Origin of the sequence: Kitasatospora sp. NPDC001539, assembly GCF_040298565.1 — a bacterium.
Classification (GTDB): domain Bacteria; phylum Actinomycetota; class Actinomycetes; order Streptomycetales; family Streptomycetaceae; genus Kitasatospora.
Genome location: NZ_JBEPAK010000245.1, coordinates 1 through 10,725, shown reverse-complemented (window position 1 = coordinate 10,725; position 10,725 = coordinate 1). Strand labels below are relative to the sequence as shown.

Annotated in this window: 6 protein-coding genes; 4 read left to right on the top strand and 2 right to left on the bottom strand. The window is 74.8% G+C overall.

Annotation, left to right across the window (positions count from 1 at the left end; genetic code table 11):
- Positions 1–494: 494 nt before the first annotated feature.
- Positions 495–941, top strand: coding sequence for a nitroreductase family deazaflavin-dependent oxidoreductase (locus ABT247_RS27585; protein ID WP_350747482.1), 447 nt, complete (start codon positions 495–497; stop codon positions 939–941).
- A gap of 132 nt (positions 942–1,073) precedes the next feature.
- On the opposite strand, the gene ABT247_RS27580 is transcribed toward ABT247_RS27585, so the two are convergent.
- Entirely contained in the window at positions 1,074–2,192 is a 1,119-nt protein-coding gene (locus ABT247_RS27580) for an FAD-dependent oxidoreductase (RefSeq protein WP_350747480.1), read from the bottom strand.
- 300 nt (positions 2,193–2,492) lie between these two features.
- Here ABT247_RS27580 and ABT247_RS27575 point away from each other — a divergent pair, with 300 nt between their 5' ends.
- A complete protein-coding gene (locus ABT247_RS27575) occupies positions 2,493–3,191 on the top strand; it encodes a hypothetical protein (protein WP_350747478.1) in 699 nt (232 codons plus the stop codon).
- A 7-nt stretch (positions 3,192–3,198) separates the two neighbouring features.
- Here ABT247_RS27575 and ABT247_RS27570 read toward each other — a convergent pair whose 3' ends face one another.
- Positions 3,199–5,844 (bottom strand): SpoIIE family protein phosphatase, encoded by a 2,646-nt coding sequence (locus ABT247_RS27570; protein ID WP_350747476.1) that lies wholly within the window; start codon positions 5,842–5,844, stop codon positions 3,199–3,201.
- A gap of 515 nt (positions 5,845–6,359) precedes the next feature.
- On the opposite strand from ABT247_RS27570, the gene ABT247_RS27565 reads away from it, so the two are divergent.
- Together ABT247_RS27565 and ABT247_RS27560 are read left to right on the top strand one after the other, a co-directional pair.
- Positions 6,360–8,198 (top strand): APC family permease, encoded by a 1,839-nt coding sequence (locus tag ABT247_RS27565; protein ID WP_350747473.1) that lies wholly within the window; start codon positions 6,360–6,362, stop codon positions 8,196–8,198.
- Positions 8,199–8,355: 157 nt separating this feature from the next.
- Positions 8,356–9,909, top strand: a complete 1,554-nt coding sequence (locus tag ABT247_RS27560; protein ID WP_350747471.1) for a Na+/H+ antiporter — start codon at positions 8,356–8,358, stop codon at positions 9,907–9,909.
- The last annotated feature ends 816 nt before the right edge of the window (positions 9,910–10,725 follow it).

The window sequence follows — 10,725 nt, the reverse complement described above, 5'->3', positions numbered from 1 at the left end:
GCCTGGGTGCCGGTGGCGGGCAGCGCGCCGCCGACCTCGACCGGGTTGCCCTTCAGGGTGACCTGAGCCATGGAAAAGCCTCCTACCAGCGGGGTACGGGTGACAACGCCGTTGATCCTACTGCCCGCCCGCACCGGTGCACCGGGCGTGACCGAGGAGCGGACAGCCCTGAGCCGGACCGCCCTCCGCCCCTGAAGCGGTCGCAGGAGGTCGGCACCGGCGCTGGCACCGGCGCCGGTCGGTGGGGAGGTACCCGATCTGTGGCGCGGCCGTCGGAGCTGACCGGTGAGCGGAGCTGCCACGCGCGCCCGGAGCAGCGCGCCGACGGACCGCCGAACGGCCCGGGGGCTCCTTGCACGAACATCCGGGTGGCACGCGATAGGCTCCGTCACCTTGGAGGTGCCTCCGGCCGGAACGGGAACCAGGGTCTCGACGGTCCTCGTCCCCGCCGGTCACGGGCACACTGCGCTCTAGCTGACGATGGGGTGAATGCGATGCCGCTCGAGGGCGAGTACGAGCCGAGTCCGGCCCAGTGGGTGCGCGACCAGGTCGAGCTGTACGAGAGCTCGGGTGGCACGCAGGGAACGACGCTTTGGGACACGGGCCTGCCCGTCGTCATCCTCACGACGCGCGGCGCGAAGAGCGGCAAGATCCGCAAGGTCCCGGTGATGCGCGTGGAGCACGGGGGGCGGTACGCGGCGGTCGCCTCGAAGGGCGGCTTTCCGCGTCACCCGGTCTGGTACTTCAACGTGAAGGCCGACCCGCACGTGGAGCTCCAGGACGGGCCCGTGCGCCAGGAGATGACGGCGCGTGAGGTGACCGGGGACGAGCGGGCGCAGTGGTGGGAGCGCGCGGTCGCCGCGTACCCGCCGTACGCCGACTACCAGCAGAAGACGGACCGGGTGATCCCCGTTTTCGTGCTGGAGCCCGCACGCGGGTAGGACCGCCCGGGCGGTGCGGACCGCTGCCAGGCCCGCACCGCCCGGGCCCGGCCCGGCCTACCCGGCCCCGACCTGCCCGACCCCGGCCTGCCGGGTCGTCGGCGCAGCCGGGGCCGGGGTCGGCTCAGCCGATCACCGGCCGTGCCCGCTGATGAGCTCGATCAGGGCCTGGCCCACGTCGCCCCCGGCACCGCCCTCCGGCAGCCAGGCGGCGGCTTCCGCGCTGCGGGGGAACATCGCCTGCTCGTACGCGGAGAGCGCGGCCTCCACGTCACCGGGGTGCGCGGCGAGCGCCCCGCCGAGCTCGGCGCCGTCGAGCATCGCCAGGTTGGCGCCTTCGCCGTTCGGCGGGGAGAGGTGGGCGGCGTCCCCGAGCAGGGTCACCCCCGGCACCCGCTCCCACCGGTGCCCGGCCGGGAGGGCGTAGAGGTGGCGCAGGACCGGTGCGCCGTCCGCCTCGGTGATCAGCGCGGTGAGCTCCGGCGCCCAGCCGGTGAACTCCCGTGCGATCCGCGCGGTGGCCGCGGCCGTGTCGGTGACGTCGATGTCCGCGAACCAGTCCAGCGGCTCGCTGATCCCCACGTAGGCGTGCAGGGTGTCACCGCTCTCCCGGTGGGCGAAGATCTCCCGGCCCGGCGACGACGCGATCATCGACCCGCCGCCGACCGCCCGCGCGGTGGCCGGGTACCGGGTGCGGGCGTCGAACAGGTACGTCTCGACGATCGACCTGCCGGTGTACTCGGGCCGCGCGGCCGAGAGCAGCGGCCGGACGCGCGACCACGCGCCGTCTGCGCCGACCAGCAGGTCCGTGACGACGCTGCCGCCGTCGGCGAACGCCACCTCGTGACGGCCGCCGCCCAGCGGCCGGACGGCGGTCGCCTTCCGGCCCCACCGGACGGTGCCGGCGGGCAGCGAGTCGAGCAGGATCCGCCGCAGGTCGCCGCGCTGCACCTCGGGGCGCCCGCCCGTGCCGTCGTCGGCCGTCTCGAACAGGACGGACCCGTCGGGGTCCAGCACCCGCATCGCCTGGCGGCCTTCCAGGATGATGGCGTGGAACTCCTCCGTCAGACCGGCCGCCCGCAGGGCGAGTTGCCCGTTGTAGTCGTGGATGTCGAGCATGCCGCCCTGGCTCCGCGCCGACGGGGAGGGCTCGGCCTCGTGCACCGTGACCGGTATTCCGTGCAGGTGCAGGACCCGGGCCAGGGTGAGACCGCCGAGCCCGGCGCCGATAATCGTGACGGGTGTGCGCATGGTGACTCCTTCAGGATCGGGCCGCCCGTTGGCTCCGGTCGGCCGCTCCTGAAAGGTGTCAGGCGCCGCCTTCGGGTCACCGTCATCCGGCTGACGGCCGCACCGGAGCACCGGCAGAGCACCGGCAGGCCACCGGCAGACGACTGTCGGACGACCGACACCGCAGGTGGCGGGGTCCGAACGGCGGGCAGCGGCCGGTCGGGGGCCGGCTGCGGATCAGGAAATCTCCGGGACGGCGGCGAGCTCCGATGGGATGCTGTGGCCTCGGCCTGACACCGCATCGAACCGGAGGAGCAACCCGTGCCGCTGTTCGGCAACCGCAAGAACCTTCCGAAGCCGCTGTGCGACGAGCACGGCCCGTGCAAGGCGCTGGCCAGGATCTCCGTCTTCGAGGTCCGGGACCGCCTGCGCCTGCTGGTCACCCCGACCCGTGTCCTGGGCCCCGACCCGATGGCCCGGCCGATCGACGACGAGCTGTCGGTCGTCCTGTGCGTGGACGGCGGCAAGCGCGGCGGGACGACGGAGGCCCTGTCGATAGCCGAGCACGCGGCCGACCAGTGGAGCGTCAGCCGGGCGGAGCTCTGGGAGCGGGCCTTCGCCAACCTGGCCGGCGAGCCGCTCAACCGGCAGTCCTTCAACGCGTCGAACGGCGACGTCCTCTACGCCGTCAACGGGAAGGGGGCGTGGCCCGGAGCCGCCCAGGCCCTGCGCCTGGAGAACGCCCTGGGCGGCGTCGAGCTGCCCCACGGCGCCCTGGTCACCCTGCCGACGAGGAACGCGTTCTGCGCGGCGCCGATCCGCAGCGGCGCGTCGCTGAACGCGATCCGGTTCATGATCGACCTGTCCAAGCAGCTCCAGATCAAGGATCCCGCCCCGCTGACCTCGTCGATCTTCTGGTACCGGGACGGCTGGCTGGAGAACCTGAACGTCGGCGACAACGGCATGATGCGGCCCTCCGCACGGTTCCGGGAACTGGCGAACAGCCTCCCCGCCACCTGATCGCCGCTCAGCCGTCCTCGGCGAGGTCCTGCTCGCACCAGATGGTCTTGCCGTGCGCGGACTGCCGGGTGCCCCAACGCTGGGTGAGCTGGGCGACCAGCAGCAGGCCGCGGCCGCCCTCGTCGAACATCCTGGCCCGGCGCAGGTGCGGTGCGGTGCTGCTGCCGTCGGAGACCTCGCAGATCAGCGAGCGGTCGTTGATGAGCCGTAGCTGGATCGGCTCCCTGCCGTAGCGGATGGCGTTGGTGACGAGTTCGCTGACGACCAGCTCGGTCACGAAGGCGGCGTCCTCCAGGCCCCATGCCGTCAGGCGGCGGACGGCGTCGGCCCGGACGTCGGCGACCGCCGCGAAGTCGGCGGGCACCGCCCAGGTCGCGACCCGGGCGTCGTCCAGCCGCCGGACCCGGGTGAGCAGCAGGACGGCGTCGTCGGCGGGGTGCTCCGGCACCAGGGCCCGCACGATCCGGTCGCACCGGGTCTCCAGCGAGCCGTCCGAACCGGCCAGGAGGCCCTGCAGCTCGTCGAGTCCGGCGTCCATCGCGCGCTGCGGGGAGGCGACCAGGCCGCCGGTGTAGAGGGCGAGCAGGCTCCCCTCGGGAAGCACCGTCTCGGCGGCTTCGAAGGGCAGCCCGCCCAGACCGAGCGGAGGACCGGCGGGCAGTTCCAGAACGGCCGTGGTGCGGTCCGGGTGGGTCACGGCGGGCGCCGGGTGCCCGGCGCTGGCCGCCGAACAGCAGCCCGACACGGGGTCGTAGACGACGTACAGGCAGGTGGCGGCGACCTCTCCGGCGGTCGCGGCGTCCGGGTCCGGGGCGGTGTCGGCGGCCAGCCGGATGACCAGGTCGTCGAGCTGGGTGAGCAGTTCCTCCGGTGTGAGGTCGACGTCGGCGAGGGTCCTGACGGCGGAGCGCAGCTGCCCCATCACGGCGGAGGCCCGCAGACCGCGCCCGGTCACGTCCCCGACCACCAGCGCCACCCGCGCGCCGGACAGCGGGATCACGTCGACCCAGTCGCCGCCCACGCCGAACCGGGGGTCGGCCGCCAGGTAGCGGAAGGCGGCCTCCACGGCGGAGAGCTCCGGGAGCCGCTGCGGCAGCAGACTCCGTTGCAGGTCGAGCGCCGTGCTGCGCTCCCGGGTGAAGCGCCGGGCGTTGTCCAGGGCGACCGCCGCCCGGGCGACCAACTCCTCGGCGAGGGCCAGGTCGTCCTCGTCGAACGGCTCGGCGTTGCGCGAGCGGACGAACTCCACCACGCCCAGGGGCGTGCCCCGGGCGATCACCGGCACCTGGATCCAGGAGTGGAATCCGTACGTGTCGCACTTGGCGGCCCGTGCCGGATCCTCGGCCAGCCATGCCGTGACGGCCGCGTCCGGTGCCCGGTGCAGTTCGGAGCGCCCGGTGGCCATGCTGCGCAGGTGGGGCGAGTCCTCCGGGTGGAAGTCGATCTCGCCCGCCCGGACCACCGCCTCCGGTTCGCCCTCCAGCACGGACCGGTGGGCCACTCGGCGCAGCACCCCACCGGTGACCGGTCCGGGGGCGGGCTCGTCCCCGCCCATCAGCTCCTCCAGCAGGTCGACGCTGACGAAGTCGGCGAGCCGGGGCACCGCCACGTCCGCCAGTTCCTGCGCCGTCGCGACGACGTCCAGAGTGGTGCCGATCCGGTCGCCCGCCTCGTACAGCAGCCGTAGCCGCTCCCGGGTCTCCTCCGCCCGCCCGGCCACCGCACGCAGCTCGGTGGTGTCCCGCAGCGTCGCCACGAAACCCGCGGGCCCGCTGCGGACGGCCATCGGCCGGAGGTTGACGGCCAGCAGGCGGCCCCCGGCCGGGTGCACCTCGTCCGTGACCGTCCGCCCCGAGGCCAGCAGGGCCGCCATGCCAGGGTCCAGGCCCAGCTCGTCCAGCCGCCGACCCTCCGCGTCCGGGCGCAGGTCGAGCAGCTGCCGCGCCTGGTCGTTGGCGAGCATCAACCGCTGGTCGGCGTCCATGATCAGCACGCCCTCGCGGACCGCGTGCAGCACGGCGTCGTGGTGCTCGTACATCCGGGTCATCTCGACCGGCCCCAGGCCGTGGGTCTGGCGGCGCAGGTGCCTGCTCACCAGCACCGCTCCACCGGCGGCGAGGAGGACGGCGCCCGCCGCGGCGCCGATCAGGACCGGCAGCTGGCGGTCCACGGTCGCACTGACGTCCGTGGTCTGCACGCCGGTGGCGACCAGCCCGACGACCCTGCCGTCCGCGTCCTTGACGGGGACGAGCGCCCGGACCGCGTTCTGCGGGGAGCCCTGGAAGACCTCCGTGAAGGACTGCCCCGCCGCCGCCCGGCTGATGTCGCCCTGGACGCGCTGCCCGACCAGCTCCGGCAGCGGATCGGTGTACCGGACCCCGTCGGTGCTCAGCACGTCGACGAAGTCGACGCCGGCGCCCTGCTGGGCGGCCGCGGCGAGCGGCTGGAGCACCGCGGTGGGGTCGGACGACCGCAGCGCCGCGGCCAGGCCGGGCGAGTTCGCGAAGCCCTCCGCGACGGCGAGCGACCGGTGCCGGGCGTCGGCGTGGGCACTGCTCGTGGTCCGGACCACCAGGGCGGTGATCCCGAGCGCGGCGAGCACCAGCAGGACCGTCAGCTGCCAGAGGAACGCCTGGCCGGCTACGCTCCGCAAGCCGAAGTGCGACGCCGGCCGCCCCCGCGCGGGCCGACCGCCGCCCGGCCCGGAACCCCGACCGCCCTCGGACGGCGGAGGGCGGGACGCCCGCCACGGCCGGCGACCCCGCGCCCCGAACGGGCGCAACTTACGCATACGCCATTTCTACCCGTACTGCCGCGAACCGCACGTCGCCGCCGGCCCCTGGGGCTGCGGAGGCGGCCCGTGACCCGCTGTGACCAGCCCCAGGGGCCGCCATCGCTGCGCGGCACGGCGCCCGCCGGGCGTCCCGTCGGTGCGCGGGGGCCCCAGCGCTCCGGAGCGAGCCGGGTGCACGCCCTCGGGCCCTGCGGCCCGCCGTCCGGCGAGGCGGACGGGCGGTGCCCCAGCGGCCGGCTCACGGCGCGGGTCGCTGCCCGGCTCGTCAAGATCGCGTCAAGGTCGGCGCCGCCGGCGTCAAGAGCCTGTACGAACCGGAGGCCGGCCCGGCGGGCGGGACCACGATCGTCGGCATCACGATCGAGGAGCCACCGATGCCAGAGACCACGATTCCGACCGCCACCGCCACCGCCGTCGACCCCGCGCCGCCGGATACCGGCGCCGGGCAGGAGCGGCACCGGCTCACCGCTCCGGGCGGCCTGGCGGCGTTGTCGTTGGATGCGATGGCCTCGGTGGCGTACGGGCCGGAGTCGATCGTGCTGGTGCTGGCCGCGGCCGGTTCGTACGGGCTGGGCTTCACGCTGCCGGTGACGGTGGCGATCGCGGTGCTGCTGGCGGTGCTGGTGGCCTCCTACCGGCAGGTGATCGCGGCGTTCCCGGACGGCGGCGGCTCCTACGCGGTCGCCAAGGCGCACCTGGGCCGTCGGACGGCGCTGACGGCGGCCGCCTCGCTGGTGATCGACTACGTGCTGAACGTGGCGGTCTCGGTCACCGCCGGTGTGGCCGCGCTGACCTCGGCGGTGCCGGGCCTGTACGGCCAGCGGGTCTGGCTCTGCCTGGGCGTGCTCGCCCTGGTCACCGCCGTCAACCTGCGCGGCATAGCGGAGTCCGCGCGCTGGTTCATGGCACCGACGGCGGTGTTCGTGCTGTCGATCCTGGCGATCATCGCGGTGGGGCTGTTCCGGGACGCCCCGGCGAGCACCGCGGCCGCCGCCGGGCACGCCTCGGCGCTCGCCGAGAACGCCACCACCGTGGGCGCGCTGCTGCTGCTCAGGGCCTTCGCGGCCGGCTGCTCGGCGCTGACGGGGGTGGAGGCGGTGGCCAACGCCGTCCCCTCCTTCCGGACCCCGCGGGTCAGGCGGGCCCAACACACCGAGGTCGCCCTCGGCGCGCTGCTCGGTGTGATGCTGATCGGGCTGGCCGTGCTGATCGGGCGCTTCCACCTCCAGCCCGTCGAGGGCGTCACCGTGCTCGCCCAGCTCGCCGACGCCTCGCTCGGCCACGGCGCCGGCTTCTACGTCGTCCAGTCCGCCACCGTCGTCCTGCTCGGCCTGGCCGCCAACACCTCCTTCGGCGGCCTGCCGGTGCTGCTCGACCTCCTCGCCCGCGACAACCACCTCCCGCACGTCTTCACGCTGCGCGCCGACCGCCAGGTGTACCGGTACGGCGTACTGTTCCTGGCCGCGGCGTCCGCGGCGCTGCTGGCCGGCTCCGGCGGCGACGTCAACAGCCTGGTGCCGCTGTTCTCCATCGGCGTGTTCGTCGGCTTCACCGTCTGCCAGGTCGGCATGGTCCGGCACTGGCGCCGGCACCGCCCGCACGGCTGGCGCTCCAAGGCCGCCCTGAACGGCTTCGGCGCGCTGCTCACCGGTGTCGCCGCCCTGGTTGTCACCGGCACCAAGTTCACCGAGGGCGCCTGGGGCATCCTGGTGGCCCTGCCGCTGCTGGTGCTGCTCTTCGAGGCGATCCACCGCGGCTACGCACGGATCGGCGAGCGCCTGGAGCTCGGCCGGGTGCCCGGCGCGGTCATCCGCCGGCGCAGCCTGGTCGTCGTCCCGGTCACCGCGATCAGCCGGCTGACCCGGGACGGCCTGTCGGCGGCGCTGTCGCTGGGCGACGAGGTCATGGCGGTCACCGTCGTCCACGAGCCTGCCCCGGCGGAAGCACTGCGGCGGGACTGGGAGCTGTGGCGGCCGGGCGTGCCGCTGGTGGAGATCCCGGACGAGCACCGCCGACTGGGCCGGCCGATCGCCGCCTTCGTCAACGAGCTGGGAGCGGAGCACGTCTACGACCGGGTGACCGTGCTGATCCCCGAGGGCGAGCCCGCCCACTGGTGGCAGCGCGCCCTGCAGAACCGGCGCGGCGCCGTGATCGACCGCGCCCTGCGCCGGCACACCGACGCGGTGGTCTGCCGCCTGCGCATGCGGATGTAGCGGGGGAGGGCGGGCCCGCGCCCTCCGCTCCTGCGGATCGCCGCTAAAGCCCCGATAAGATGACCACAGGTGTGCCGGGAAGCCTGGTCGGCGCGGGGGATGACTGCAGCGATCCGGCGGCGGTGACCCCGATTCTTGCGAGGGGTCCTCTCCACCGATGCACAGTGTGGCGATCGTTCTCGTCCTGGTGGTCCTGGCCACGACCGTGGCCACCTTCGCCCGGCGCCTGCGGGTGCCCGCGCCGTCGCTGCTGGTCCTGGCCGGCATCGGGGTCGCACTGGTACCGGGCGTCCCCGCCCTGCACGTCCCCCCGCAGATCATCGGCACGGTGGTCCTGCCACCGCTGCTCTACGCCTCCGCCGAGGAGCTGTCGCTGCGCGACCTGCGCACGGTCTGGCGCCCGGTGACGATCCTCTCCTTCGGGCTGGTCTTCGCCTCCGCCGCCGCCGTGGGCTTCACGGCCGTCGCCGTCGCCGGGCTGCCGCCCGCGATGGCCTTCGTCCTCGGCGCCGTGCTCTCCAGCACCGACCCGGTGGCCGTCACCGCGCTCGGCCGCCGCCTCGCCCTGCCAGGGCGGCTCCAGGTGCTGGTGCAGGCGGAGAGCCTGTTCAACGACGCCACCTCGCTCGTCCTGTTCAAGGTCGCCATCGGCATCGCGGTGGCCGTCGGCGCCTCGGTCAGCCTTCCGGCGGCGGGCTGGGAGTTCCTGCTGCTCGGCGGGGGCGGCAGCCTGGTCGGCGCCGCCGTCGCGGGCCTGGTGTGGCTGGTGCGCCGCCGCACCACCGACCCGGTGCTGGAGACGGTGATCGCGCTGGTCACCCCGTACGCGGCGTACGTGCTGGCCGAATCCGCGCACACCTCGGGCGTCACGTCCGTGGTGGTCGCCGGGGTGCTGCTCGGCCGCTCCGGCCACCGGCTCACCGACGCCCACATCCGGCTGCAACTGCACGCCGTCTACGCCGTGGTGGTCTTCCTGCTGGAGAGCGTCGTCTTCAGCATCGTCGGCCTGGAACTGCCCACCCTCGTACGGGACCTGCCCGCCGGAACCGGCTGGTGGCCGCTCCAGGCGCTCGCCCTGGCCGCCGTCCTGATCGCCGTCCGCGTCCTCTCCACCCTGCCGCTCACCCGCGGCGTCAAACCCGGCCACGGCAGCGGCCGGCTGTCCTGGCGGGTCGCCGGGGTGGTCACCTGGGCCGGCACCCGCGGCGTCATGCCGCTCGCCGCCGCCCTCTCCATCCCGCTGCTCGCCGACGACGGCACCGCACTCACCGGACGCCCCCTCGTCCTGGTGCTCACCACCGCCGTCGTCGTCTTCACCCTCGTCGTCCAGGGCCTCACCCTCGCCGCCGTCGTCAACCGCTCCGGACTCGCCCTCGAACCCGAACACACCGCCCGCGAGGAGGACGACACCCGCGACGCCCTCAACCGCGCCGCCCTCCACCACGTCGAACACCTCGCCGAACTGGAAGCCGTCCCCGACACCGCCCTCGACCGGCTCCGCCGCGCCCTCACCGCCCGCCTCGACCGCACCCCCGAAACCCCCGACGGCACCACCGCCGACACCGCCTACCGCCAGCTGCGCCGCGAGGTCATCGCCGTCCAGAGCGCCGAGTTGCACCGCCTCTACGACGAGCACCGGATCAGCGACACCACCCGCCGCCGCGTCCAGCACGACCTCGACCGGGAAGAGGCCGCCCTCGGCAACCCGTGACCGCCGGGACGCCCGTTCGGGAGGAGCCCGGCGGTGGCACCGGCACCGGCACCGGTCGGCAGCCTGCGCAGCGGGCGGCGGTCCGACCGGCTCGACCCGCGTAGTACCGAGGTACCGCTCCGGCTGCGAGGTTCCGTCCGGGGTACCGCGGTCCGCCGCCGCGCTGCCGCTAGCGTGAATGGCATGACGGCCGGTCGGCCACCGGGTCGCCCCTCCGACCGGGTTCCGGCGGCAGGTTCCGGCGCCACCCGGCCGTCCGTACTCGGGGTCAGCACCACCGTCGACGGCATGCGGAGGGTGGCATGAACGCTGTGACCTGTCCGACCAGGAGCGGCCCCGGGCTCACCCGGGCCGTTCGGATCCCCGACCCCGGCGTCACGCCGGCGGAGTGGGCGACCCGGAACACGTGGCCGATCTGGACGCCGCCCCCCACGGCCCGACCCGCGCCGGGCTCGGCGGCGGCCACCTGGACCGTGCGGACGCCGGTGCCGCCGCGGTGCACCTGCCCGTGCGCGTCGTCGGCCGGGGCGTCGGCCCCGTGGCCGGCTCCGTCGGCCTCCTTCCCCTGGTGACCCACGCCCGGCCGAACGGCGCCCGCCGGCCGCCGCCCCGCCCCGGCACCCACCGTGAGGAGCACGGGAACGGCCTTGGACACCGGCGACGACACCGCCCGACTGGTGGTGGCGTACCTGTCTGGTCACCCTGGCCCGGGGTGGAGACCACAGTGACGGTGGCGCGCTGGATCCAGCGCAGCGGCTGGCGGCCGGGCCGCGTCCGCGCGCCCCCCCGCCCGCCGCCCCGGGGCCGCGGCGCGGG